Raw genomic sequence first — 23,309 nt, 5'->3', positions numbered from 1 at the left:
ATTTTCATCCACTCATCCGAAGTGATTGCTGAAGTTCAATGCGGCCGCCGGGCGCGTAGCCCCTTTCTCGATTTTCTCGCCTTTCTTTACATCCACGTTCGCAAACTCAATCATATCTTCCGTGGCCCAATGCATAAGTCGCAGCGCCAGCCCCCCATTAGTGACGTGGGTGCGCCAAGCCTTTGCTCCGTCGAAGTCCCTTGAATATTGGCCAGTAAGACTAAAAGGATTAATTTGACGGCTGCATTTCCCAGCCACAATCTGGCTGCAGAGTTCTCGGAGTGTCGATGAAAAGCGCCCGTCCCGAGCGCATTCCACGCCTTCCAGACTTGCGGCAAACTCCGAGCCAAGCGCGAACGGCTTGAGCTTTCCATAGCTAAGCTCTTCGCCTCCGGCAATCTGAAGCGCTAGCGCACCTAAAGTTATTGCAAAGTGGAGATCGCTAGCGTTGCGAGCGGAACGCCAAGTGTAATCCGCGAACTCAGCGGATACGATGTTGCGCAGGTGTGTCAACGCAACAACAGGGCTAGCCACTTTTATCGGTGGTTTATCCATCATCTCGCAGTGGCATCCTCCAAATTCATCAAGTTGAGCTTCAATATCGAACCGCTCTTCAGTTGAACTGTCGAATGCCGAGCCGACCCAAATCCGCTGTGACAGTGTAGACACCGCGGCAGCGCTAGCAAAAATCCTTTGTGTTTCGTGCATCATTTGAGTTGGCGATAGATCTGGAAGCGCCGGATCCGAGCGAAAATCGCTAACAGACTTCGCATCAATAGGGCTTGCTTCTGACGCCCTCAAGCATATTTGTAGAATAGTATGATATCTCTGCAAAAGATCATGTGTTGAATATATATGCTTTAGCTCCATTATTTCTAGAAACTGGTCAATTTGCTCGTAGTCTGGGCCAAGATTTTGACCCCATAGAATTTCTTCCGCATAATCTGAGATTACTAGCTTTAATGGTAGTTCTTGGTCAGTAATATCAGAGAAATGAATTAATCTATCTATTATTTCCTGTCCAGTTTTTGCGTCAACTGCATAATTTGGAACGGCCAATATCGCGGTATCAAGGTAAATTATACTCATTGCTTATTGCTCTTATTGGCCCGCTTCCGAGCGGCCGCTTTGATGAGCCGTGCTACGTCGTTCTGACTTTGGTCAAAGAAATCTTTTGGCCAGTTTGAAATTGCACCGAACTCAGACACCTCGATCGGTCTAATTTCACTTTTCCCGTCATGCTTCTCCGTGAACAGAATGTTGACCAGATGGCGAACGTCGTCACGCTCGGCAAGGGCGATCCTCAAGCGTAACCGGTCGATTAGGTATTCACTATGGGTTTCAAGTATCATCTGCTTTCCGCTGAGGGCTAGCGAAATAAAGAAGTCGGCAAGACGCGCTTGGACGCGGGGGTGCAGGTGAAGCTCTGGCTGTTCAAATATTAGAAGACTACCCGCCGGCGCGAGTAGAGAGGTAACCACAAGGGGAAGAACCTGACTTACGCCAACGCCGACATTTGTTAGGTCGTGCCAACGGTCGACATTCCCCGTTGATACTTGCAAGCGATTGCCGAAAACACCACTATCTGTCGCTTTTAACTCATCAGCTACACCCAGATAACCTAACCACTTAACGGCGGCATCATGCAGAGTGTGCGTTTCAGGAGTTGCGTATTCAAAGTAGTTGCTGTCGAAATCATCAGTTGGCGGAAGATGGAACGAAACCGAGGAGTAGCTGTTAAGTTGAAAGACGGCAGCGGTGTGCTCGCCGCGGTATCCAACGTCCGTTGTACTCTCTAGTGCCTCAAGCGGATAGACGGGGCGTGGAGCATCTCTCAGTGGCCCCAAATATCTAACCCCCTGCTGAAAGAACCGTCGAACATAGTCGCTAGCCGCCTTTAACACTCGCGGCATGTCGAGATCAAATGTCGGATTGGATGTTGTTTCAGTTATTAGTGCCTCTGTGAGCATACTGCGCAGCACGGCTTGTTCTGAGCGAGTTTTGCCAGAAATATCAAGGGTATTTACGTCGCGCCTTGTGCTCCCAAACAAGATTGGGGCAATCCGGTGGCGTGCCTCACTCGCACTGACGGGCTCCTCAGTTTCAATTATCGTCGCTCTTTTTAAAGTGAGCCATTCATTGAGGACGGTCAGAACCCCTATGGGAAGAATTTCGTCGCCTTGGCTATTTCGTGCAAACATGCTCGAGGGATTGCTGCAAAGGTAGGTAGCAATCTCACCAGCCTTTTGGACTGCCGCATCATACCTTAATAAGACATAATCGGGAAGAAAGTGTCTGGCACTTCCACCTAGAACTTCAAGTTTAGGATGAGTGGACGATAGCTGATCAATACTTTGATCATCTAGTGACGCGGAGAATACATCAAATGGCGCGGCTTTACTATTATCATCATCGTGTCCTCTATATGTGGATCGAAGAGATATATTTTGCGTGGTATTCTCTTTGTCGTCCTTAAAGGTGGCGCTGAAATCAACCTGATCTAGAAACAATTTGGATTTTATTGATGGATCAGTGCGCTCTTGAACAAATACCTGACTAATTACAGTCCTAGACCTAATGTAATCAACATCATTCAGTCCAGATGGAAGGAAAGACGACGTCCTGTGGGTGCCCCATGCATTGAATTCACCTTGATTTTCAGGTTTTATTTCGAACTCTATAGATATGCTTTCACCTTCTGCATCAAAATTGCGAATGTCGGAAAACTCTCCCATCCTCAATAGGGGTCCATTTAGTGATACGCCTCTATCTTGGGCCCCATATTGTACGGTTTGCTTGAGCAAGAGAATGCTTTGAATGATTGTGCTTTTACCGCTGCTGTTTGCGCCGGCAAGAATGTTAATCTTACTTAGAGGTATTTCTGGGGGGGTCTTGAATGATTTGAAGTTATGTATTTTCCAGCTTTTGAACACTTGTTCATCCGTGCGTTCAGATTGGTGAAGGGTTCGAGCCCTATTCCCACTCAGTTGTAACAATGCTTTGCCTCGGGCCTAATTTGCGCCCGAGGAACCGCAAGAACTTATGTTTTTTATCCCTGCTCCGTGCGTCGAGATCAAATCCAGTTCCGGCATATGACTAGTTCTGTATGATCACGGTTCTCGTGAGCGATCGTCCGCCGTGCGAAGTTTCGTATACAACTCAGCGTGTTGTCTAGTGGGGAGCGGCAATATCTTGACGAGAAAAAATCTAATACCCTTTGCTTACCGCTGTTGGGCTCGCCTTAAGGAGGCAGCTCAACGTAAAATGCCTAGCTACGCCTCTTCGGATGCAATTCAGTTTTGCGGCTGCGAGAAGCCTCGGATAGCTTCCCCTTTGACAAACATGGCCAACCAAGCGAATAAGAATGCAGAGCGGTACGTGCCGCTTCGAGGCGTGCAAACCTCACATGACTAGGCTGGTGCCGCCGAGATGGTACCACTCTTCGACCTTTATGGTCGGGGAGCCTGCGTGCGTATGCAACAGGTTCTCTGAACTAAAGGCCGCAGGGCCGTGTCATGCGGTTTGCAACTCCCCGATCACCAGAGATCGAAGGGGCATTTCGCGGGGGACGAACCCGCGACGACCGCCCCAAGTGGGGCACTATGTTTTTTACCGGTATCGGAGATTTGCGCGCGACGGCTGCTCGGGCGCTCGTTTGTGGCATTCTGGCCGGAACGTTGACAGCATGTGAAGCTGGCGACAGCCAATCGGCGAATGAGGAGCGGGCGACGACCTCATCGGACACGTCGAACGTGGCCCCGCCAAACTTCGGCAAATGGGAAGTGACCAAAAGCACCGACCCTATTTCGGACGAGATAGACGTCAGCATTGTTCTCACCGCTGAAGATAGTGGGGTCGTCTTCGGCGTGCTTTGTAACGAAAGGTCTTCCGCTGTCGCAGCGATCTGGCAGGACTATCTCAGCGGCGAGAAAATCGGGGCCGAAAAGTATCAACCCATCGTATACCGGGTCGGAAATGCTCAGCCTTCATCGGATATGTGGGAAATCCTAGCCGATCCCAAAATCACACGCACTACGATGCCGCGTGAGTTCGTTAACGAGGTGCGAGCATCCAATCGCCTCGTGCTTGAGACACAACCATATAAAGAAATGCCAAAAACGGCCGTCTTCGACACGACGGGCCTTACGGAGGTTCTGAAAGCCAACAGCCCAGAGTGCGATTGGTTCTTGAACGGTGACGGCAAGCCGGGTGGCGCGGCTAGCAAATGACGGAAACGCTCTTCGCACACCTTGCGACGAGGTTCGCGCCATCGCCCGAGAACATCGCGATTGAGGCCTTGGGCTTCATCCTGCAACGCTCTCCGGCAGCGCGGGCGGCATTCAGGGGTATCGCCGAAGCCGGAGGGCTGAAACTGCCTGCCGATCTATCGTTCGCGACCCAAGCCGTCGCCGAGGACGATGGTAGGCCCGACGTCGAGGGATACGGCGGCGATCTTCAGCGCTACGTCGTTGCCGAAACAAAATTCCACGCCGGGCTGACCCAGCACCAGCCTTTGACCTATGCCGCTCGGCTTTCCGTAGATCGGCCGGCAGTGCTTCTCTTCATCATACCTGCGGCGCGGATGGCTTCGCTCTGGGCGGAGCTTACGCGGCGGCTGAAGGGCGGGGAATATGCCGTTTCGCCTCGGCGCGAGGTGCAGCCGGAACTATGGTGTGCGACCTTTGGCAACGGCCATCATTTCGTTCTCACCAGTTGGCGGACCGTGCTCGCCGCTATCGTCCGGGAGATGGATGCAGCACGCGAAACGGAACGGCTGGAAGACGTTCGCCAGCTTCAGGGCCTTTGCGAGCGGATGGATAGCAACGCCTTCCTGCCGCTGCGGGACGAGGAACTGACCGGCATCGACGCACCGCGCCGCTACCTGCAATTCTGCGATCTCGTCAACGATCTCGGCGAAGAGCTTGTCGGCTCCGGTCTTTGTGACCGCAAAGGACTACAGGCAGGCGGAGGGCACGGCTATTTCGGGCGCTATCTGCGCTCCGGAGAGACTGTGTTCTATCTCGGCTTTGACTGCACGGCTTGGCTTGCGCACAAGCACTCGCCGATCTGGCTGCGCTTCGACCAATACGCGCCGCCAGAGGTGATCTCCTTCCTCCGGCGAGAGGCGGTAAGCGAGTCCCGTTGGACCACTGTTATAGAGAGCCCGCGTCGCATCCTAATCCCGCTGATCATCACTCCGGGAGCGGAGAAGCCGGAGATTGTCGCAGCGCTCGCGGCTCAGGTCGAGGGCGTCATGGTCGCTCTATCGGCTTCGTTCGCGTCAGCGGCCAACGTCGTGACAATGGGAGGCATACCCTCATGAAGGGGCTGCGAAAATGGCCATGGGGAGAGCTTCCAGTTTACAACGGCTTCACGCATGTGGAACGGGTTCGCGGCTGGCAATTGATCATGTGGCGGATCGACAATAGCTGGGCGGAGCGTGGTGCAACTTGTTGCATTTCAGGCAGTACGACCATGCTGAGATTGCACTCGGAAAGCTATTATAGTTGGGAGCCGTACACCCTCAACCATTCGATCCATATGGTTTTGCATCAGCGGTTCAACAAGCCCGATGCATGGCGGCGGATTGTGGACCGATACGCGGTCACGGGCGAGGAATGGTTCGCCCGACTGTCTCTGGTTCCCGTTGACCTCGCGGGCGAGCTACGGGCCACGCACGGTCCGGAAATAGCTGATATCTTCGCCCGTGTCCCTCTGCCGGAAGGTGTCATCATCCCCCACCACCAGATTTACCAGCACCCACAGGTCTAAAATGCACGCATCAGAACGGCGATGGGATACAAGCACGGGACGGCGCTCATATACCGCCCTCGCGGCACTCGCGCTCTATATGGCGTCTCTCGGCTCTGGCTTTGCTTATGATCGCCAAGATGCTGGTTACGTCACAAGTTCGAAGAACTGGGCCGTGCTCGACTTTATTGTCTGCCTTGAAGGTGTGGTTGCCGAAACGCCGAAGCGCATGACCATTGAAGCCTCTCTGGATCAGGCGGAAGTCCAATGCAAAGCGACGGCCGCAAAGCTGCCGCGTTCCAGTTCCGAACCCGATGCAGACGACATCCGATCCATGGTGATGGAATGTGGCTTTCGTCTCGGAGAGGGAAGCGCCGATATGGGATGCGGCGCAGCCGCTGGCAAGGGCGCGCAGGTAAGCTTTGACGTGGAGCCTGCCGATGTGCCGAGCGGGAGCGGACAATACACCCTTTCCGAGGTCGAGCGGGCCGCAATCGTCGACGGCGTGCGAGCACGACTGAAAGACCCGGTAAGCGCGATCTTTGGCGGAGCGGTAGCGATGAAAGACCCTGACAGTTTCGTGTAGGTCTGCGGCTCCTTGAATGCCAAGAATAGCTACGGCGGCTACACCGGCGATCAGCCCTACAGCGGCATGCTGGTCGGCGAAGGTCCGAAGACGTTTTTCGCCGTCGTTGGCATTGCCGGGTCTGAGACTGAAAAAATTGCCATCCTAACTGTATGCCATGACAAAGGATTGCTCTGATGCGGAAAATTGCAACCCTTGCTGCTTGCCTAGCACCCCTCACCGCCTGCGTCTCGGTTGATCCGATCACGCCCAGCTCTGAAGGCTATGACGCCATAGAGTTTACGCGGGCGACCGTCGTACAGGATCATGCCTTCAATCAATATGTCTTTGCGGCGGTCGCCGGTTCATTGCAGATCGACGGGGCAAAGACGGACGTCCGCTCTATTGCAGCCTGCTGACCCTGAACAACGATTTAAAACCTTATGACACCTGCATCGGCTTCGAAGGGCCGAACACCATCATCCTCGGTCCCGGCGCAGGCTTCAAGGAAGTGCGCAGGCCCCAGCCGGAGGGCACCATCAAAAGGGTACGCGCAAAGCTCTAAGTCGCCGGGAACGCGATACGGTCCACCATCTCGCGGCTTGGGCGCGGCGTACAAGTCCGCCGCGCCATAAGGAAGCCTCTAGTTGCGAGATGGTGGACTTATGACATTTTCCCGTCGACTGATTGTTATCTCCTTGGCCTTGCAACATGTTTCAATGCCTTTAGTCCGACAGAGAAATTAACCACCCTGTAGAGCTGCGAGCGCATCTTTGTAACGCTCGGTGACAGTAAAAATCCGCACGTTGGAGTGTGGGGGAGAAACGCGGTGGATGATCTTTTTCCGAACGAGCCTTTCTACGTCGTCTCCCAGTGGTGAGTTCTGCCTTGCTTCGATCTTTCCCGCGTTGATGAGTATACCGAAGGTTCGCAGCGCCAAAGGCCAGTCGTGATAGACCTCATAGAGGTCGTACAGGAGGCGTTGCGGCTGGTATTGACGCTTGGATGCTGGGGACAGCGCACGTCCTAACTGGTCGAGAAGCGCATTCAGGCGTATTGTCGATCCGGCCGTCGTTCGGTGTATCCACCGGAATAACCCGTCCATATCCGTCGCGGTATATGCGCCGATGTCCGCCGATCCCTGCGTATGCGTCACCTCGAAACGAATGCTCGCAGCGGTCTTGGCGTAGGCCTTGATCTGCGTGCCCTTGGCCACGTGAACCTTGATGACGGGAGCGTTGTCGTCATCGGCGATGATTACACCCCGGTTGCGTAACGTTGCCCTTGCTGCCTCCGGGAACGTGTACCATTCCACGGAAGACTTCGAACCGAGAGAGCGGAATGGACGCTCAAGCGCTGCAACTGTTGCAATCGGATCGGGGTCGGCAAACTCCCAGTAGGTTTCCATGGTCTGGAGGGTGAGCTTCTGACCGACCTGGTAGATCGCCCCGCCAGCATGATCGGCTGCGGCTGCAAGCGTCGTGTCGAATAGGTCCACGACACCTTTCCAATACCGCTCAACGTTGATCCCCCAGTTCGGTTGCCGGAATGCCAATCTGTGAAGCCGTGAACCTCGTTCGAAATTGTCGCCGCTGATGAAAGGCAGTGTCGTGCCCAACGCGGGTGTCGTCCCAGCGAAGAGAGGAGCAGGGATGGCGAGCTTCATATCCCTTTCGAGCGTCGCCAGCAAAAGCAGATCGCGCTCATGGAGCACGGTGCGGGTCGGGTTAAGGGAAAGTTCGGCGATCAAGTGCCATGTCTTGATCGGCTGATCCGGCCCGGACTGCTGCTGATACCCCCTTAGCCGCCCGGAGAAGAGCGGTACTCCCGGTGGGGTCACATAGCGCCTGCTGCCGGTGCCGCCTGTAATCGGCCATATGGCGCGGCGTTCCTCTCCCTGACGTTTATTGAATATACGCCGTTGCACGCCATCCACATCGAACGTGCGGGACAGGCGTGTGCTGAACCTCCCGAACTGCAACATATTGCCCTGAAAGGTCCAGCGCTTGAACTTCAGTTGAATGCGGTCCTGCTTGGCATCGTTCTCCGTCACCGTAAGGCCGGAGATAAGCCTGTCGATCAGATCGGTCATGTCGTGTCTGCCTTGAAGGAGGTTTCTAAAAAGGCGGGGGCCAAAATCTTCTATGTAGAAGCCGTACGCTTTTCCACTTCCTTTCCCTTGTTTCGGCCTGCGTGGCGATTGGAGCCGTCAACTACCTGTGTGCAGTAGTGTCCATTGCCTGAGCAGAAACATGCCTCCCTCTATGTCCGAAGGCGAATTTTGCAACATATTGCACGGTTTGGCGGATGCCGAAATCTTATATCTATCACAATAAAAACAATAACTTAGACTGATTTCTGCTTGATTTTTCGTCCCGTTCCGTGGCAATTTCACTGTGCTGGAAACAGCATTCACATCCTCGGTCTGCCGGCTGTCCGGCTTTAACGGCGCTCGTAACCGGGCGGCTGGCGGACCGATATTATCGAGCGCCGCCTATATGCAATCTTTCGTTTCGAACACATCTGTCGAAGGTGATCCCCAACAAGGACGACGCTTGCCCCGCATCGAGTGGCTCCGGCAATCGATAGAACATGACATGCGGGCTTTACCGCATCTCTATCCCGTGCCGAACGCACCCTTTCTGTTCACAACGCATGTCGCGCATTTGCTCGGCATAACCGTGGCGGAGGTCGTGGAAATTCCGCATTCTCGTCTGCGTCGCCTTACACGTGCCGATGGGGAACAGGTTTTCGTGGCGACGGACGTGATGGCCTTCATCCGGGGTGATGGGGTGGCAAGTCGAACCGCTACACCCTCTGCTAGCGCTCTGCTCACCCCGGAAGATGTCGCCAATGAACTGCGCATCTCGGTGCATCAGGTCCGTAACCTCGCCAACGCTGGCGATCTCCCGTTCATCAATGTCGGCAACGGACAGGCCAAACCTCAGATGCGGTTCGAACCCGAAAGCATTGCCACGTTCAAGGCTCGCAGGAGAGTGGCGAAATGTCCGTCTACAAGCGCCCCGGTAGGGAAACCTATTCGTATGACTTCCAGTGTGGAGGCGCTCGATACTCAGGCGATACGGGAAAATCTGCGAAACGCGACGCCGAAAAGGTAGAGAAGAGCGTCCGCGAAAAGGTTCAGAACCAACTTCGCCAAGCGAAGGCGACCAACAGCGAGTATATGACTTTCGGACGGGCGGCAACGCGCTACTGGAACGAAATTGCCCAGTATCACGCCAATGCGGAAACCAGCCTGCGAAGCCTCGAATGGCTTCAGGACAAAATCGGGCCAGCGACGTTTCTGCATGACATCGGCGACGATACGGTCGCCCAACTCGTCGCTGAGCGCCGCACGGAAGTGCGGTACAACGTTACCGACAAGGAAACAGGCCGTGTCTCAAACGGCACCGTCAACCGTACTGTTACCCAACCACTCCGGCATATCCTCAACCGCGCTCGTCGTATCTGGAAGGCTCTCGTGGCTGATGTCCAGTGGTCGCAGCATATGCTGAAGGAGCCGAAGGAGCGCATCCGCGAAGCAAGTAAGCGGGAAGAGAACGCCATTCAAGACAAGCTTGCCAGAGGCTACGATGCCGCTGCCGCCTTCGCTTTCGCCAGCGGGTGCCGACGCATGGAAATCCTCGGCCTGCGGTGGGAACATGTGGACCTCGACGGCGGGCGTTTCACCGTTACCGGCAAAGGAGACAAGTCACGTACCTTGCCGTTGATCCCCCGCCTTCGCCAGATCATTGAGGACTGTATCGGACATAACGAAAGCCATGTATTCACCTATGTGGCGTCCCGCACCGACAAGCGGAAGGGTCTCGTGAGAGGCAAGCGCTATCCGCTGACGGAAGCGGGCCTGAAGACTGCCTTCCGGCGCGCAGTTCCGAAAGCGGGCGTGGTGGACTTCCGTTTCCACGACACGCGCCATACGATGGCGACACGGACGTTACGTAAATCGAATATCCGGGTGGTTCAACAGATGCTCGGTCACGAGGATGTCGCGACCACGGCGAAATACGCGCACGCGGTAATGGCCGACTTGGCGGCGGCAATGGATGCTGCAAGTCCCACCAAAACCCCCACGGGGATACAGGATGTTGTTGCAAGCTCTGAAAATAAAAGAGAAATTCGGCCTCTGTAGACCGCGCCCCCAGTCAAGTGCGCTACCGGGCTGCGCTACATTCCGGACCGCGCAAACCTCTATATTCTCGGGTATTTGGATGCAAGGGGAAAGTTCGCTCGTCGCGCGAAAAAGGAAGGGACGGCCGGAAAGTTCTTTCGAGACGAGACGTTCTCGAAGCCGGGAGCAAGAACCCCGCCGTCGGCGGGGTTCGGATAAGCGGTCAGATGATCGGGCAACCCCGGCGGTTGGCGAAGCGGATACGGTCGATCCCGTCCGGCGTGAAGCCTTCGACGGTGACGCTGCGGTCCGTTACGCGCACGACCTCGGGCCGCCGCAATCCTTCATCGCGCGCTGCTGCCCGTGCTTCCCGCGGGCTGCACCCGCCACGCCGGAAATCGCGGTCCCTGTCGCGGTCACGGTCACGGTCGCGGACAATGGGTCGAACGCCGTCCGGCCCGATCTGCAGTTCAATATCCTGCGCCGCGACGGGAGAGGTGAACGTGGCGCCGCTGACAAGCAGCGCGACTGCAAGCCCGGTTTTGATGATAGACATATGCATTCTCCTATCTTTGGCCCGCCCTAACGTTTCAGCGATACGGAATGTTCCGCCAACCGTCAATGATCCCTGGCGCGCCATGAATCTTTTCAAAACCGTACCGGAATCGCCAAAGCAGACCTTCCCCGGCATTAGACGAAAGTCGTAGAGTGCCTTCGCTCGCTTGTCATTTGCGAGCACTCCCCCCGCGTCACGAGAGCCAAGCGTGACGTTTGTTTGCCCCGCCATTGTGCGGGGCTTTTTCATGAATGGACGCCGTTCAGATACGTGGCTTGACTCTGCCGTTCATTGGAACATAATAAGAACATCCCTTTGGGATTTTTGCTCTTTCATATATTTTCAATGGCTTGCTGTGCCCTCACAGGAGAATGCAGACGTGCGACCGCTTCCCGAGTACGAAGCCGAGATCGACAGGAACGCCGACGAGAACGATGCCGTAAGCGCCGCCCTCGCCTGGCATGGAGGAGACGCGCAGGCGACGATCGCCACCCTCCTTGCCGATTGCGCCCACCTGCGGCGCCAGCTCGAATTGACACGGGCGGCAATGGGGCGCGGGTTTACCCGCGGCTGGAAGCCGGTCCCGCAACGGGAATGACGCTTGCGTGATTAACGAAAGAGCCGGACAGGCGCGTAGAATAATGAGGAGGAACGGCCATCTTCTTGCATAAGGTGCGGATCGCCGCACGGCCGCCGTTTGCAGGGCGGTTCCAGCTGCCTTGATAGTCGAACAGGAGGCAACTGGCGGGCTGGTCGAAGCCTCAGCGCACCTGGTCCAGCAGGCGCTTGCATTCCAGAAGGTCGTAGAGCGCTTCCTGAAGGAGCGCGCGGTCCTCCTTGCCGACGCTCGTCTTGCCGAGCGAGATTTCCGGCGTCTCGTCGCTGCCGCCGACGAAGGAGAAGAAGCGGCGGCTTGCCGGGGCCTTGGCGCGGCCGACGATCTGGTCCTCGTCGCTGCCGGCCTTCGGCGGCGTGGGGTCCTCGTGGCTCGCCGCGGCAAGCGCCTCGACGGTCGCAAGGTCCCCGCTTGCGATGGCGGCGACGAACTTGTTGCCGTTGACCTTGAGCAGTTTCTGCACGCCCTTGATCGTATAGCCGTGGTCGTAGAGCAGATGGCGGATGCCCTTCAGGAGGTCCACGTCCTCCGGGCGATAGTAACGCCGGCCGCCGCCGCGCTTCATCGGCTTGATCTGCGTGAACCGCGTCTCCCAGAAACGCAGCACATGCTGCGGCAGGTCGAGATCGTCGGCGACTTCGCTGATGGTGCGGAAAGCGTCCGGACTCTTGTCCATTCTACCCTCGATGAAAGCTTGCGCCGCCGGCACAGATACGTGCCCGCGAATCGCATTCATTTCAGCGGGTTGTCGGGCGATATTCAAGTTTCAAATTGCCGTCGCCCGGCAATCAGCACGAAAATCGTCAGGCAGCGGGCGAAGCCGGCTTCTGTTTCGCCTTGCGCGAGAGATGGGATTTCAGCACCCTCTGCTTGAGCACGTTCGATGCCTTGAAGGTCATCACCCGGCGCGGCGAGATCGGCACTTCCTCGCCGGTCTTCGGATTGCGGCCGATGCGCTCGTTCTTGTCGCGCACCTGGAAGGTCGCGAAGGAAGAGAGTTTCACGCTCTCGCCCCGCACGATGGCGTTGCAGATCTCGTCGATCACGGTTTCGACAAGCTCTGCCGATTCGGTTCTGGAAAGGCCGACCTTCCGGAAAACCGATTCGGCCAAATCTGCGCGTGTCACCGTCTTGCCGCTCATCGTTCCTCACCGATTTCCTATTGAAAGCGTATGGTTAGGGACGGAGAGTATTGTCCTTGCCCCCTCCGGTCAAGCGGCCCCGCGGAGAGGTCCCGCATTGGTTTGCCGTAGCCTCGCCAGAGGCGAGGAAGCGAACTACCAGCGCAGCAGCACCGCGCCCCAGGTGAACCCGCCGCCCATGGCTTCCAGCAGCACGATGTCGCCCTGCTTGATGCGCCCGTCCTCCGCCGCTGCCGCAAGGGCCAGCGGGATCGACGCCGCAGAGGTGTTGCCGTGCAGATCGACGGTGACGACGACCTTTTCGAGCGGAATGCCGAGCTTTTTCGCCGAGCCGTCGATGATGCGCTTGTTCGCCTGGTGCGGCACCAGCCAGTCAATGTCGTCGGCGGTAAAACCGGTCGCGTCGAAGGCCGAGACGATCACGTCGGTGATCATGCCCACCGCATGCTTGAAGACCTCGCGGCCCTCCATGCGCAGGTGCCCGACCGTGCCCGTGGTGGACGGGCCGCCATCGACATAGAGCTTTTCGCGGTGCGCGCCGTCGGAACGCAGCTGCGTGGTCAGGACGCCGCGGTCCGCATTGGTCCCCGCCCCTTCCTGCGCTTCCAGAACGATGGCGCCGGCGCCGTCGCCGAAGAGCACGCAGGTCGTGCGGTCGGTCCAGTCGAGGATGCGCGAGAAGGTCTCGGCGCCGATGACGAGCACGCGCCTTGCAAGGCCGCCGCGGATATAGGCATCCGCCGTCGTCACCGCATAGACGAAGCCGGAACAGACCGCCTGCACGTCGAAGGCGAAGCCGTGGTGCATGCCGAGGCGGTTCTGGATGTTGACGGCGGTCGCCGGGAAGGTGTTGTCCGGCGTCGAGGTCGCGACGACGATGAGGTCGATATCGGCGGCCGTGAGGCCGGCATTATCAAGCGCGGCGCGTGCGGCGGCCTCGCCGAGCGAGGCCGTCGTCTCGCCCTCCCCGGCGATGTAGCGCTGGCGGATGCCGGTGCGCTGCACGATCCACTCGTCGGACGTGTCGACCATGCTTTCCAGCTCGGCATTGGTGAGCACCCGCTTGGGAAGCGCCGAGCCGAAACCGCGGACCACTGAACGAATCATTCTATACCTCGTCGTTCACGCCCTGGGCGCCTTCGACAGGCCTGCCCGCGTGATACTTCTGCAAATCTTTCTCGATCTTGTCCTTGAGCCCGTTGCGGACCATGTCGTAGCCGACATCCACCGCCGCGGCAAAGCCCTCGGCGTCCGTGCCGCCATGGCTCTTGATCACGATGCCGTTGAGGCCGAGGAACACGCCGCCATTGACCTTACGCGGATCCATCTTCTCGCGCACCCGGTCGAAGGCGCCCTTGGCGAGGATGTAGCCGAGCTTGGCAAGGAGCGTGCGCGACATGGCGGCGCGCAGATACTCGGCGATCTGCCGCGCCGTGCCTTCCGCCGCCTTCAGCGCGATGTTGCCGGCAAAACCTTCCGTCACCACGACGTCCACCGTACCGCGACCGATATCGTCGCCCTCGACGAAGCCATAGTAGTCAATCGTGTCGAAATTGGCCTCGCGGATGAGCTGGCCGGCGGCCTTGACCTCTTCCTGTCCCTTGATCTCCTCGACGCCGACATTGAGCAGGCCCAGCGTCGGCTTGTCGATCTCGAACAGCGCGCGCGCCATGGCGCCGCCCATCAGCGCGAAGTCGAAGAGCTGGTTGGCGTCCGCGCCGATCGTCGCGCCGATATCGAGCACGATGCTCTCGCCCTTCAGCGTCGGCCAGATGCCGGCGATGGCGGGGCGCTCGATATTGGCCATCATGCGCAGGCAGAACTTGGACATGGCCATCAGCGCGCCGGTATTGCCGGCGGAAACGGCGACATCGGCCTGGCCCTTGGCCACGGCGTCGATCGCCTGCCACATGGAGGACTTGCCGCGCCCGCGGCGCAGCGCCTGGCTCGGCTTCTCGTCCATGGCGACGGCCACGTCGCAATGATGGAACGTGCTTGCAGCCTTCAGTTTCGGATGCTGCGCCAGAAGCGGCTCGCATTCGGCAGCATTGCCATAGAGCACAAAGCGTATTTCGGGATGACGCTCGAGGGCCTTGGCTGCGCCGGGGATGGCGACCTTCGGACCGAAATCGCCACCCATGACGTCGACGGAAATTCTGACCACGCGAGTCTTGCCTTAATTCTTGGCCTGTTTCTTGTTCCGGCGGCAGAGGGCCACCATAGCGGAATTCGGCCAAAATACCGCTTTTCGCCGGGGGCACAACTGAATTATCCGGCGCTTATGGAGCCGTTCAGTCTTTTTTCCAGTCCTTCAGAACGGCGAAGGGCGAGGGTTTGCGGTTATCCTCCTCGCTGCTTTCGATATGGCCGGCAAAGGCCGTATCGGGCTTGCGCGGATAGGGATCGATGGCGAGCGCGGCATGTTCGGCCGCGACGACGCCGGCATCGATCGTGTCGCCGGTGAAGATTTCCGGCGCGTCCGGGCCATCGGGATCGAGCAGCATTTCACCGCCCTCGGTCGCAGCCGGAAGCCGTGCGAGCTTGGAGCCTTCGGGCACGAAAATTACCTCGACGGGCTCGTCGATATGCGATTCGACCGGATCGAGCGTGACGACGCAGGCCTGCACGATATCGGCGGTCACGCGGCCCTTGAGGCGCACGCCGTCGCGCTTCCAGCGCAGGACCTGGAAGGTCGCCGAGAGCGCCTTCACCTCCAGCACGGACCAGAGTTCGGCCAGCCCCGCCCGCTCCTCGGCATCAGCGCTGATCGTCACCTCGACCGGGTTGGCGGAGATATGCCCCACCTTGACCGGATAGGAGAACGGCGTTTCGTCGTCTTTCTTCATCTCAAAGCCTTCGGGCCGCTCACGCGGCCTCTTCTTCGGGGCCGGGCTCCGCCACGTCGAGCGCACCGACCGCAATCTCGTTCTCGCCCACCTTCGCCATCGCCTTCTCGGCGGCAAAGAGATAGGCGGCCAGTCCCGCCATCGAGGGCGCGCCCTCGCCCGCCGCCGGATAGATGTTGCGCCGGAGCGCTGCGGCAAGGCCCTCGCGGTCGCCGCCATCGAGCGCGGCCGCATAGGATTCCAGGCGGCCGTAGAACATGCCGGCGAACTTCTTCATGCGCTTGGGCACGCCGACATCGCCGACGCCAAGCTCGCGAATCGAATGATCGACGTCCTCGAAGAAGGCATCGACGATCTCCTGGGCGATCTCCTGCCCCGACGTCCCGCTTGCGCGCGTGCGCCGGAAGTAAAGGATCAGCACGGCCGAGAGCATCTCGAAACGGCCCATGACGGTATCCGGAACGTCAAGCGTTTCATAGAGATAGGGATGGCGCGCGGCCTTTGTCAGGGTCGCGTACTGCTTTTCGACGATACGCCGGTTGCCGTTTTTTTTGCCGAACAGGCCGAAAATCATCATAAAGCCTAGTTTTGCCCGATTCAAACCATGGAGCCGTCGCATGTCTTGTTGCATGACGGTCGAAGCTGGTTTACCGAAGCAGGCATGAATTGCAATGGCTGCGCGGCCATCATCGTCCCGGGGATGTTGTGAAGAGAGATTCTGTCAATATGAAGCTGTTGCGTAACGCCGCCATTGCCGTCACCCTCTCCACTACCGCGCTCGCAGGTTGCCAGGGCCCCAGCGAGGTCCTGTATCAGGGTTATGTCGTCGATCAGGAAACGCTGGCGCTGGCACCGGTTGGCTCTTCGCGCGAGCAGGTTCTGCTCTCGCTCGGCACGCCGTCCTCGACCGCGACCTTCGACAACGAAGTCTTCTATTATATCTCGCAGAAGCGTAAGCGCGCCGCTGCCTTCCTCAAGCCGAAGATCGTCGAGCAGAGCGTGCTTGCCGTCTACTTCGACAAGGACGGCAATGTCGAACGCCTCGGGCACTACACGCTGCAGGACGGCAAGGTCTTCGACATGATCTCGCGCGTCACGCCGACGGGCGGCGCCGAAGTGACCTTCCTCGGCCAGCTCCTGCGCGGCGGCGCGAACCCCGGCGGCATGATCAAGAACGTCCTCGGCACTGACTGATCGCGTCTGCCGGAAGAACCCAAAAGGAAACCGCGGGGATCGCTCCCCGCGGTTTTTGTTTGCGCCTCGAATGGATCAGGCGAGCACTGCCAGGAGCAGCAGGGCCACGATGTTCGTGATCTTGATGGCCGGGTTGACGGCCGGGCCTGCCGTATCCTTGTAGGGATCGCCGACGGTATCGCCGGTGACGGAGGCCTTGTGGGCATCCGAACCCTTCAGGTGGCGGTTGCCGTCCTTGTCGACGAAGCCGTCCTCGAAGCTCTTCTTGGCATTGTCCCATGCGCCGCCGCCCGACGTCATGGAGATGGCGACGAACAGGCCGTTGACGATGACACCGAGCAGCGAGGCGCCGAGCGCCGCGAAGGCCGAGGCCTTGGAGCCGGAGATGAGCAGCACGCCGAAATAGACGACGAGCGGCGCCAGCACCGGCAGCAGCGAGGGCACGATCATCTCGCGGATCGCCGCCTTGGTGAGGAGGTCCACGGCGCGGCCGTAGTCCGGCCGTTCCGTGCCGGCCATGATGCCGGGCTTCTCACGGAACTGCCTGCGCACCTCCTCCACGATGGAGCCCGCCGCACGGCCGACGGAGGTCATCGCGATGCCGCCGAAGAGGTACGGGATGAGGCCGCCGAAGATAAGACCCGCCACCACGTAGGGGTTGGAGAGATCGAAGGAGATCGTGCCGATATCCGCGAAATACGGATACTTGTCGCCGTTCGCCGCGAAATAGGCGAGGTCGTTCGAATAGGCGGCGAAAAGCACGAGCGCGCCGAGGCCCGCCGAACCGATCGCATAGCCCTTGGTGACGGCTTTCGTCGTGTTGCCGACGGCGTCCAGCGCGTCGGTGGACTTGCGCACTTCCGGATCGAGCCCCGACATTTCGGCGATGCCGCCGGCATTGTCGGTGACGGGGCCGAAGGCGTCGAGCGCCACGATCATGCCGGCAATGCCGAGCATGCCGGTGACGGCGATGCCGGTGCCGAAGAGCCCTGCAAGCTGGTAGGTGGCGATGATGCCGCCGACGATGACGATCGCCGGCAGCGCCGTCGATTCCAGCGAGACGGCAAGGCCCTGGATGACGTTGGTGCCGTGGCCGGTCACCGACGCCTGGGCGATGGAGTTCACCGGGCGCTTGTTGGTGCCCGTGTAGTACTCGGTGATCACCACGATGAGCGCCGTCACCACGAGGCCGAGAAGGCCGCAGATGAAGAGGTTGGTGCCGGTGATCTCCTTGCCGGCGACGGTGCCGATGGCACCCCAGCCGACGGTCAGCGACGTTGCCGCGCCGAGGCCGAGGACGGACAGCAGGCCGGTGACGATGAGGCCCTTGTAGAGGGCGCCCATGATCGAGCCGTTCGCGCCGAGCTTGACGAAGAAGGAACCGATGATCGAGGTGATGATGCAGGCGCCGCAGATGGCCAGCGGATAGATCATCGCACTGGCGAGAACCGGGGCTCCGGCGAAGAAGATCGCGGCGAGCACCATGGTAGCGACGACCGTCACCGCATAGGTCTCGAAGAGGTCGGCGGCCATGCCGGCGCAGTCGCCGACATTGTCGCCCACGTTGTCGGCGATGGTCGCCGGGTTGCGCGGGTCGTCCTCGGGAATGCCGGCTTCCACCTTGCCGACGAGGTCGCCGCCGACGTCCGCGCCCTTGGTGAAGATGCCGCCGCCGAGACGGGCGAAGATGGAGATCAGCGAGGCGCCGAAGCCGAGCGCGACGAGCGCATCGATGACCTCGCGAGAGGCCGGCTCCTGGCCCAGCATGCCGGTGAGGATCCAGTAGTAGATCGAGACGCCGAGAAGCGCGAGGCCGGCCACCAGCATGCCGGTGATCGCGCCCGACTTGAAGGCGATGTCGAGGCCGGAGGACAGGCTGACGGATGCGGCCTGCGCCGTGCGCACATTGGCGCGGACGGAGACATGCATGCCGATGAAACCGGCAACGCCCGACAGCACGGCGCCGATCAGGAAGCCGATGGCGGCCGTTGCGGAAAGCAGAAGCCAGGTGCCGATGAAGACGACGGCCCCGACGACGGCAATGGTCTTGTACTGCCGGGTGAGATAGGCCTGCGCCCCTTCCCGGATATAACCTGCAATTTCCTGCATGCGGGCATTCCCCTGGTCGGCGGCAAGCACCGACTGTGTCGCCCAGATGGCATAGACCACCGAAAGCAACCCGCATGCGATAACGCCAAGCAATATGGTCATTTCGCTCTGTCCTCCTTGGAGGCCACGGGGTCCTCTCCCCGCAACCGGAACGCGTCCGCTCCCTCTTGCCTCCTCACAAGCCAGGAGCCGGCGCGCGGCCAGATTGCGATTGCGAATCGGTTGCGTCAAGCCGCCGCACTGCGGCAAGCGCTGCCGTGCGCTGGATTTTTCGGCGTCGGTCGGTGGGACGGCTCAGGCTGCCGCTCGGCGGGAGCGCAAAACCAGAAGCAGCACGAGAACCAGGCTGATGCCGGTGATCGGCCAGAACATCAGGTTGATCGTCTGCCAGCCATAGGCGTTGAACACCTTGCCCGAGGAGAAGGAAGCGAGCGCCACGGCACCGAACAGGATGATGTCGTGGAAGCCCTGCACCTTGTCGGCCTCGTGCGGGCGGTAGCTGGAGGCGACGATGGCGGTGGCGCCGATGAAGCCGAAGTTCCAGCCGATGCCGAGCAGGATGAGCGCGCCCCAGAAATTCCACAGCGCGATGCCCGCATGGGCGACGGCCGCGCAGGCCATGAGGATGAGGAGGCCGGCGGCCACCACCTTCTCCGTGCCGAACCGCTGGATCAGCATGCCGGTGAAGAAGCTCGGGCCGAACATGGCGAGCACATGCCACTGGATGCCGAGCGTCGCCATTTCCGGCGAGAAGCCGCAGCCGATGACCATGGCGAGCGGCGCGCCCGTCATCATGAAGGTCATCAGCGCATAGGAGGAGATGCCGCAGACCATGCCGGTCAGGAAGCGCTGGGTCAGCACGATCTCGCGGAGCGGGCGCACGGCCTCGCCGCTCGCGGCGCCGGCCGCCTTGTGGTCGGGCAGGCGCAGGAACAGGAAGATCAGGATCGCCGCGCCGCAGAGCGGCACCAGCGCCACGAAGGCACCGGCGAAGAGCACCGGCTCGAAGAGGTCCTTGGTGAGGATGACCACCTGCGGCCCCAGCACGGCGGAAATGACGCCGCCGGCGAGAATCCACGAGATGGCGCGCGGCTTGTAGAAGGACGGCGAGGCATCGGCCGCGGCAAAGCGGATCTTCTGCGCAAATCCGCCGGAAATGCCGATGAGCACGAAGCCGAGGGCAAACAGCCAGAAATCGCCGCGGAAGAGCGCGATGGCGGCGATCAGGCCGCCCGCCGCGCCGATGAGCGCGCCGACGATGAAGCCATAGGCCCGGCCGAGCATGCGCGCCGCGACCGCGACGAGGATGGCGCCGAGCGCCACGCCGACATTGAAGGCGGTCAGCGGGGCGGTGGCGAGCGACTTGTCCTCGCCGAGCAGGTTGTAGCCGGCAAGGCCGCCGACGGAGAAGGCGATGGGGCCAGCCGAGGCGAGCAGCGCCTGCGCAAACATCAGCAGGAAGACGTTGCGGCGTGCGGCCGAAAGCTCCCGTTCAAGACCTTCGACCGTACCAGTGCTCATCTCATCTACCGTTTATTTACGTGTATCGGGCCGGACCTGCTTGGCGATCCGGTCCAGCACCGCGTTCACCAGCTTTGGTTCCTCGTCTTCGAAGAACGCCTTGGCGATCTCGACATATTCCGTGACGATCACGGCGACGGGCACGTCCTTGCGTTCCCTGAGCTCGAAGGTGCCGGCGCGCAGGATGGCGCGCACGGTGGAATCGAGACGGGAGAGCGCCCAGTCATCCTGCAGCGCCGCGCCGATCATCGGGTCGAGCTGGCGCTGGTCGCGCACGACGCCCGAGACGATCGAGCGGAACCAGGAGGCATCCGCTTTCAGGTAAGTGTCGCCGTCCAGCTCCTGGCCGAGGCGGTGCGCTTCGTATTCGGCGACGATCTCCAGCACGCCGGTGCCGCCGATGTCCATCTGGTAGAGCGCCTGCACGGCGGCAAGACGCGCCGCGCCGCGCTGGTTGGCCGGCTTTACCGGCTGCTGGTCCTTGTCCGTCGTCACTGTTCGCCGCCCAGTTTCTTCTTCAGTTCGATCATGGTCAGCGCCGCGCGGGCCGCAAAGCCGCCCTTGTCGCCTTCCGAACGGCGCGCACGCGCCCAGCCCTGCTCGTCGTTCTCGACGGTCAGGATGCCGTTGCCGATGGCCAGAGCCTCGCTGACGGACAGGTCCATCAGCGCGCGGCTAGATTCGTTGGCGACGATGTCGAAATGGTAGGTCTCGCCGCGGATGACCATGCCGAGAGCGACGAAGCCGTCATACCAGGTGCCGCCGTTTTCCATGCCGTCGAGCGCCATGGAGATCGCGGCCGGGATTTCCAGCGCGCCCATGACGGTCACGATGTCGTAGGTGGCGCCGGAAGCGGCGAGCGCATGCTTGGCGCCGTCGAGCATCGCATCGGCCATGTCGTCGTAGAAGCGGGCCTCGACGATGAGAAGATGGGGATTATCGGTGTTGGCCATGAAGCACCTGAAAATTGGAGGCGGGCCACGCAAATGCGGGCAGAGGCGGCGGTCAAACCACGACAGGCGGAGCTTGGCAAGCCATTTGTGGATTTTTCACCCTTTGGTGGACTTTCACCGCCGGACGGCCGATTGACATTCTGGAACAAAATGCGAACGATGTCTATCCATGCGAGGAGACCTTCCATGAGCACGCAAAATCCGCCGATCGTCAATCCTGCGAAATTGCAACTGGAGCACTGGACGCAGGGCACCTTCTACGAATCCCGCGACACCTCCTTCGGCGCCCTGCTCGGCCTCAAGGACCTCGGCATCGGATATGGCGAAGTGCCGCCCGGAAAGTCCGGATGTCCCTTCCATAATCATCACGTCGAGGACGAGCTTTTCGTCATCCTCGAGGGCCACGGCACCTACCGCTTTGGCGAAGAGCGGCATCTGATCGGCCCCGGCGACGTGCTCGGCGCACCGGCCGGTGGACCGGAAACGGCGCATCAGATCGTCAATACGGGCACGGTGCCGCTGAAATATCTCTCCATCTCCTCCATCGCGGCGACGGAGATCTGCGAATATCCCGACTCCGGCAAATTCCTCGCCAAGACACGGGTATCGACGGGCGGCACGACGGAGTTCCGCACCATCGGCCGCGCAGGCGAAGAGGTCGATTACTGGGAGGGCGAACCGGGCGCGTGAGACCGGTCAGGCGGCCAGCGAAACGAGGTTGCGGCCGTTGCGCTTGGATATGTAGAGCGCCTTGTCGGCATTGCTGAGCAGGGAATCGAAGCTCGTGCACTGCGCATTGCCCAGGGCGATGCCAGCGCTCACGGTGCAGGTGATGGAGCGTCCGCCGATCGGGATGAGCTTTGCCGCGAAATCCGAACGGACGTGCTCGGCGACGCGCTGCGCCCGCTCCGCCAAGGTCCGGTCCAGCACGACGATGAACTCCTCCCCGCCAAGGCGCGCCACGCAGGCCGCCGTGCCGCAGGCATCGCGCAGCACGTCCGCGAAGACTTTCAGCACCGCATCGCCGGCCGCATGGCCGTAACGGTCGTTGACCGACTTGAAGCTGTCGAGGTCGAAGGCGATGGCGGCCCTGTGCTCGTTGACGGCCTCCTCGCCGTAGCGCTCGAAAAGCGCGCGACGGTTCAGGAGACCCGTCAGGGCGTCCGTATTGGCGGCGCGCTGGTGGCTGCCGGCGACACGCCACTGGTTCAGCGCCAGCGACATGGCGCCGATGCCGGTGATGCCGATGATCGCCATGACGAGATTGAGGTTTTCCGCCCAATTGCTCGGCGCGTGGCCCATCACCCATTGGCCGTCATGGATGAGCACGGCGGCGCACAGAACGAAGGACACGGCCGTCAGCAGGTAGAGAACGACGATCCCCGTCAGCGGCAGGGGGGCCTCTTTCCGGCCATACCAGTATTCCGATGCCGTTGCGGCAAGGCAGCCGGCCACAAACAGGTTGAGGGCGATGAAGCCGACCCCGTCATAGCCGACCACGAGCCATGGCAGCGCAACGACGGACCCCGCCACGAAGACCGCGACCATGCGTCGGCGGCCGCTGCGCCCGGTGCGAAAGCGGTAAGCGGCACCGTAGATGAAAGCGAAACCCAGGAAATGAAGCATGAAGGCCATGCAGCCGATGCGGAAATCCGGGTTTTCAAAATAGAAGCTGTAGGTGGCGACAGCAGGCACGATGCAGCCGATGCCGAGGGACCAGGAAAGCAGGAAGCGTTCGACGCGGGCGGACATCCATGTGGCGAACAGCGTCGCCGAAAGGCAGAAGCCGGACAGCCCGATCGCCAGGAGGAGCGTGTTGTAGTCAGGCGTCATGCGTGAACGGTCTCCAAGGGTCCGATGCACGCACCCTAGAAGCCGAGAAGTATCGATATCGTTACCCGGAGCGCGGAATCCTCGGCCTTTCCTG

At 60.1% G+C, this 23,309-nt stretch carries 26 protein-coding genes; 11 read left to right on the top strand and 15 right to left on the bottom strand.

From position 1 onward, the window contains the following. Positions 1-12: 12 nt before the first annotated feature. Positions 13-1,089 carry a hypothetical protein gene (locus Q9316_RS06760; protein WP_306034455.1) on the bottom strand — a complete coding sequence of 359 codons (1,077 nt, stop codon included), beginning with the start codon at positions 1,087-1,089 and terminating at the stop codon, positions 13-15. After that, positions 1,086-2,933: an AAA family ATPase gene (locus tag Q9316_RS06755; protein WP_306034454.1), complete on the bottom strand. Its 1,848-nt coding sequence runs from the start codon at positions 2,931-2,933 to the stop codon at positions 1,086-1,088. The genes Q9316_RS06760 and Q9316_RS06755 overlap by 4 nt, the downstream gene beginning before the upstream one ends. Positions 2,934-3,602: 669 nt before the next feature. On the opposite strand from Q9316_RS06755, the gene Q9316_RS06750 reads away from it, so the two are divergent. The 6 genes from Q9316_RS06750 to Q9316_RS06725 all read left to right on the top strand — a co-directional run bounded on the left by Q9316_RS06750 (position 3,603) and on the right by Q9316_RS06725 (position 6,735). Further along, positions 3,603-4,229, top strand: a complete 627-nt coding sequence (locus Q9316_RS06750) for a hypothetical protein (RefSeq protein WP_306034453.1) — start codon at positions 3,603-3,605, stop codon at positions 4,227-4,229. After that, the gene (locus tag Q9316_RS06745; RefSeq protein ID WP_306034452.1) at positions 4,226-5,323 is read left to right on the top strand and encodes a hypothetical protein; all 1,098 of its coding nucleotides are present in this window, start codon (positions 4,226-4,228) and stop codon (positions 5,321-5,323) included. Before Q9316_RS06750 ends, Q9316_RS06745 begins: the two co-directional genes overlap by 4 nt. Beyond that, positions 5,320-5,772, top strand: a complete 453-nt coding sequence (locus tag Q9316_RS06740) for a hypothetical protein (protein WP_306034451.1) — start codon at positions 5,320-5,322, stop codon at positions 5,770-5,772. The genes Q9316_RS06745 and Q9316_RS06740 overlap by 4 nt, the downstream gene beginning before the upstream one ends. Before the next feature lie 79 nt (positions 5,773-5,851). After that, positions 5,852-6,337, top strand: a complete 486-nt coding sequence (locus Q9316_RS06735) for a hypothetical protein (protein ID WP_306034450.1) — start codon at positions 5,852-5,854, stop codon at positions 6,335-6,337. Positions 6,338-6,349: 12 nt separating this feature from the next. Continuing rightward, complete coding sequence (locus tag Q9316_RS06730) at positions 6,350-6,514, top strand: hypothetical protein (protein WP_306034449.1); 165 nt, start codon at positions 6,350-6,352, stop codon at positions 6,512-6,514. After that, positions 6,514-6,735, top strand: coding sequence for a hypothetical protein (locus Q9316_RS06725; protein ID WP_306034448.1), 222 nt, complete (start codon positions 6,514-6,516; stop codon positions 6,733-6,735). Before Q9316_RS06730 ends, Q9316_RS06725 begins: the two co-directional genes overlap by 1 nt. 323 nt (positions 6,736-7,058) lie before the next feature. On the opposite strand, the gene Q9316_RS06720 is transcribed toward Q9316_RS06725, so the two are convergent. After that, complete coding sequence (locus Q9316_RS06720) at positions 7,059-8,408, bottom strand: hypothetical protein (protein ID WP_306034447.1); 1,350 nt, start codon at positions 8,406-8,408, stop codon at positions 7,059-7,061. 304 nt (positions 8,409-8,712) lie between these two features. On the opposite strand from Q9316_RS06720, the gene Q9316_RS06715 reads away from it, so the two are divergent. Both Q9316_RS06715 and Q9316_RS06710 read left to right on the top strand, forming a co-directional pair. Further along, entirely contained in the window at positions 8,713-9,435 is a 723-nt protein-coding gene (locus Q9316_RS06715) for a helix-turn-helix domain-containing protein (protein WP_306034446.1), read from the top strand. Next, the gene (locus Q9316_RS06710) at positions 9,321-10,466 is read left to right on the top strand and encodes a tyrosine-type recombinase/integrase (protein ID WP_306034445.1); all 1,146 of its coding nucleotides are present in this window, start codon (positions 9,321-9,323) and stop codon (positions 10,464-10,466) included. The genes Q9316_RS06715 and Q9316_RS06710 overlap by 115 nt, the downstream gene beginning before the upstream one ends. Positions 10,467-10,668: 202 nt before the next feature. Here Q9316_RS06710 and Q9316_RS06705 read toward each other — a convergent pair whose 3' ends face one another. Then, the gene (locus Q9316_RS06705; RefSeq protein WP_306035236.1) at positions 10,669-11,007 is read right to left on the bottom strand and encodes a hypothetical protein; all 339 of its coding nucleotides are present in this window, start codon (positions 11,005-11,007) and stop codon (positions 10,669-10,671) included. A gap of 373 nt (positions 11,008-11,380) precedes the next feature. On the opposite strand from Q9316_RS06705, the gene Q9316_RS06700 reads away from it, so the two are divergent. After that, positions 11,381-11,599, top strand: coding sequence for a hypothetical protein (locus tag Q9316_RS06700; protein ID WP_306034444.1), 219 nt, complete (start codon positions 11,381-11,383; stop codon positions 11,597-11,599). A 163-nt stretch (positions 11,600-11,762) separates the two neighbouring features. Here Q9316_RS06700 and Q9316_RS06695 read toward each other — a convergent pair whose 3' ends face one another. The 6 genes from Q9316_RS06695 to Q9316_RS06670 form a co-directional block, all read right to left on the bottom strand. After that, on the bottom strand, positions 11,763-12,293 hold the full coding sequence (locus Q9316_RS06695; protein WP_306034443.1) for a MerR family transcriptional regulator: 531 nt from the start codon (positions 12,291-12,293) through the stop codon (positions 11,763-11,765). A gap of 127 nt (positions 12,294-12,420) precedes the next feature. After that, complete coding sequence (locus tag Q9316_RS06690) at positions 12,421-12,759, bottom strand: integration host factor subunit alpha (RefSeq protein ID WP_306034442.1); 339 nt, start codon at positions 12,757-12,759, stop codon at positions 12,421-12,423. A 135-nt stretch (positions 12,760-12,894) separates the two neighbouring features. Continuing rightward, positions 12,895-13,866 carry a beta-ketoacyl-ACP synthase III gene (locus Q9316_RS06685; protein WP_306034441.1) on the bottom strand — a complete coding sequence of 324 codons (972 nt, stop codon included), beginning with the start codon at positions 13,864-13,866 and terminating at the stop codon, positions 12,895-12,897. Position 13,867: 1 nt separating this feature from the next. Continuing rightward, positions 13,868-14,923, bottom strand: coding sequence for a phosphate acyltransferase PlsX (plsX, locus tag Q9316_RS06680; RefSeq protein WP_306034440.1), 1,056 nt, complete (start codon positions 14,921-14,923; stop codon positions 13,868-13,870). A gap of 127 nt (positions 14,924-15,050) precedes the next feature. Next, the gene (locus tag Q9316_RS06675) at positions 15,051-15,605 is read right to left on the bottom strand and encodes a YceD family protein (RefSeq protein WP_306034439.1); all 555 of its coding nucleotides are present in this window, start codon (positions 15,603-15,605) and stop codon (positions 15,051-15,053) included. A 19-nt stretch (positions 15,606-15,624) separates the two neighbouring features. Further along, the gene (locus Q9316_RS06670) at positions 15,625-16,179 is read right to left on the bottom strand and encodes a ubiquinol-cytochrome C chaperone family protein (RefSeq protein WP_306035235.1); all 555 of its coding nucleotides are present in this window, start codon (positions 16,177-16,179) and stop codon (positions 15,625-15,627) included. A 152-nt stretch (positions 16,180-16,331) separates the two neighbouring features. Here Q9316_RS06670 and Q9316_RS06665 point away from each other — a divergent pair, with 152 nt between their 5' ends. After that, positions 16,332-16,799, top strand: a complete 468-nt coding sequence (locus tag Q9316_RS06665; RefSeq protein WP_306034438.1) for an outer membrane protein assembly factor BamE — start codon at positions 16,332-16,334, stop codon at positions 16,797-16,799. Positions 16,800-16,874: 75 nt separating this feature from the next. Here Q9316_RS06665 and Q9316_RS06660 read toward each other — a convergent pair whose 3' ends face one another. The 4 genes from Q9316_RS06660 to ribH all read right to left on the bottom strand — a co-directional run bounded on the left by Q9316_RS06660 (position 16,875) and on the right by ribH (position 21,382). Then, positions 16,875-19,010, bottom strand: a complete 2,136-nt coding sequence (locus tag Q9316_RS06660) for a sodium-translocating pyrophosphatase (protein ID WP_306034437.1) — start codon at positions 19,008-19,010, stop codon at positions 16,875-16,877. Between the two features lie 192 nt (positions 19,011-19,202). Continuing rightward, positions 19,203-20,429: an MFS transporter gene (locus tag Q9316_RS06655; RefSeq protein WP_306034436.1), complete on the bottom strand. Its 1,227-nt coding sequence runs from the start codon at positions 20,427-20,429 to the stop codon at positions 19,203-19,205. 12 nt (positions 20,430-20,441) lie between these two features. Further along, positions 20,442-20,924, bottom strand: a complete 483-nt coding sequence (gene nusB, locus Q9316_RS06650) for a transcription antitermination factor NusB (protein ID WP_306034435.1) — start codon at positions 20,922-20,924, stop codon at positions 20,442-20,444. Next, positions 20,921-21,382, bottom strand: coding sequence for a 6,7-dimethyl-8-ribityllumazine synthase (gene ribH / locus Q9316_RS06645; RefSeq protein ID WP_306034434.1), 462 nt, complete (start codon positions 21,380-21,382; stop codon positions 20,921-20,923). Before ribH ends, nusB begins: the two co-directional genes overlap by 4 nt. 186 nt (positions 21,383-21,568) lie before the next feature. Between ribH and Q9316_RS06640 the strand changes: the two genes are divergently transcribed. Further along, positions 21,569-22,072 (top strand): cupin domain-containing protein, encoded by a 504-nt coding sequence (locus Q9316_RS06640; RefSeq protein ID WP_306034433.1) that lies wholly within the window; start codon positions 21,569-21,571, stop codon positions 22,070-22,072. Between the two features lie 6 nt (positions 22,073-22,078). Here Q9316_RS06640 and Q9316_RS06635 read toward each other — a convergent pair whose 3' ends face one another. Beyond that, positions 22,079-23,215 carry a GGDEF domain-containing protein gene (locus Q9316_RS06635; protein WP_306034432.1) on the bottom strand — a complete coding sequence of 379 codons (1,137 nt, stop codon included), beginning with the start codon at positions 23,213-23,215 and terminating at the stop codon, positions 22,079-22,081. Positions 23,216-23,309 lie beyond the last annotated feature (94 nt).

Origin of the sequence: Shinella zoogloeoides (genome assembly GCF_030733845.1) — a bacterium.
In the GTDB taxonomy this organism is placed as follows: domain Bacteria; phylum Pseudomonadota; class Alphaproteobacteria; order Rhizobiales; family Rhizobiaceae; genus Shinella; species Shinella zoogloeoides_C.
The sequence above is the reverse complement of the archived record's forward strand: the minus strand, read 5'-3'. Positions and strand labels throughout refer to the sequence as shown.

What these genes read in the sequence shown, in the direction of transcription:
- Q9316_RS06690 (WP_306034442.1), bottom strand. Translation starts at nt 12,759, where the DNA reads ATGAGCGGCAAGACGGTGACACGCGCAGATTTGGCCGAATCGGTTTTC.
- Q9316_RS06635 (WP_306034432.1), bottom strand. Translation starts at nt 23,215, where the DNA reads ATGACGCCTGACTACAACACGCTCCTCCTGGCGATCGGGCTGTCCGGC.
- Q9316_RS06720 (WP_306034447.1), bottom strand. Translation starts at nt 8,408, where the DNA reads ATGACCGATCTGATCGACAGGCTTATCTCCGGCCTTACGGTGACGGAG.
- Q9316_RS06735 (WP_306034450.1), top strand. Translation starts at nt 5,852, where the DNA reads ATGGCGTCTCTCGGCTCTGGCTTTGCTTATGATCGCCAAGATGCTGGT.
- Q9316_RS06640 (WP_306034433.1), top strand. Translation starts at nt 21,569, where the DNA reads ATGAGCACGCAAAATCCGCCGATCGTCAATCCTGCGAAATTGCAACTG.
- Q9316_RS06745 (WP_306034452.1), top strand. Translation starts at nt 4,226, where the DNA reads ATGACGGAAACGCTCTTCGCACACCTTGCGACGAGGTTCGCGCCATCG.
- Q9316_RS06670 (WP_306035235.1), bottom strand. Translation starts at nt 16,179, where the DNA reads ATGATTTTCGGCCTGTTCGGCAAAAAAAACGGCAACCGGCGTATCGTC.
- Q9316_RS06665 (WP_306034438.1), top strand. Translation starts at nt 16,332, where the DNA reads ATGAAGCTGTTGCGTAACGCCGCCATTGCCGTCACCCTCTCCACTACC.
- Q9316_RS06750 (WP_306034453.1), top strand. Translation starts at nt 3,603, where the DNA reads ATGTTTTTTACCGGTATCGGAGATTTGCGCGCGACGGCTGCTCGGGCG.
- Q9316_RS06685 (WP_306034441.1), bottom strand. Translation starts at nt 13,866, where the DNA reads ATGATTCGTTCAGTGGTCCGCGGTTTCGGCTCGGCGCTTCCCAAGCGG.
- ribH (WP_306034434.1), bottom strand. Translation starts at nt 21,382, where the DNA reads ATGGCCAACACCGATAATCCCCATCTTCTCATCGTCGAGGCCCGCTTC.
- Q9316_RS06660 (WP_306034437.1), bottom strand. Translation starts at nt 19,010, where the DNA reads ATGACCATATTGCTTGGCGTTATCGCATGCGGGTTGCTTTCGGTGGTC.
- Q9316_RS06710 (WP_306034445.1), top strand. Translation starts at nt 9,321, where the DNA reads ATGTCCGTCTACAAGCGCCCCGGTAGGGAAACCTATTCGTATGACTTC.
- Q9316_RS06655 (WP_306034436.1), bottom strand. Translation starts at nt 20,429, where the DNA reads ATGAGCACTGGTACGGTCGAAGGTCTTGAACGGGAGCTTTCGGCCGCA.
- Q9316_RS06760 (WP_306034455.1), bottom strand. Translation starts at nt 1,089, where the DNA reads ATGAGTATAATTTACCTTGATACCGCGATATTGGCCGTTCCAAATTAT.
- Q9316_RS06695 (WP_306034443.1), bottom strand. Translation starts at nt 12,293, where the DNA reads ATGGACAAGAGTCCGGACGCTTTCCGCACCATCAGCGAAGTCGCCGAC.
- Q9316_RS06675 (WP_306034439.1), bottom strand. Translation starts at nt 15,605, where the DNA reads ATGAAGAAAGACGACGAAACGCCGTTCTCCTATCCGGTCAAGGTGGGG.
- Q9316_RS06725 (WP_306034448.1), top strand. Translation starts at nt 6,514, where the DNA reads ATGCGGAAAATTGCAACCCTTGCTGCTTGCCTAGCACCCCTCACCGCC.
- Q9316_RS06705 (WP_306035236.1), bottom strand. Translation starts at nt 11,007, where the DNA reads ATGCATATGTCTATCATCAAAACCGGGCTTGCAGTCGCGCTGCTTGTC.
- Q9316_RS06740 (WP_306034451.1), top strand. Translation starts at nt 5,320, where the DNA reads ATGAAGGGGCTGCGAAAATGGCCATGGGGAGAGCTTCCAGTTTACAAC.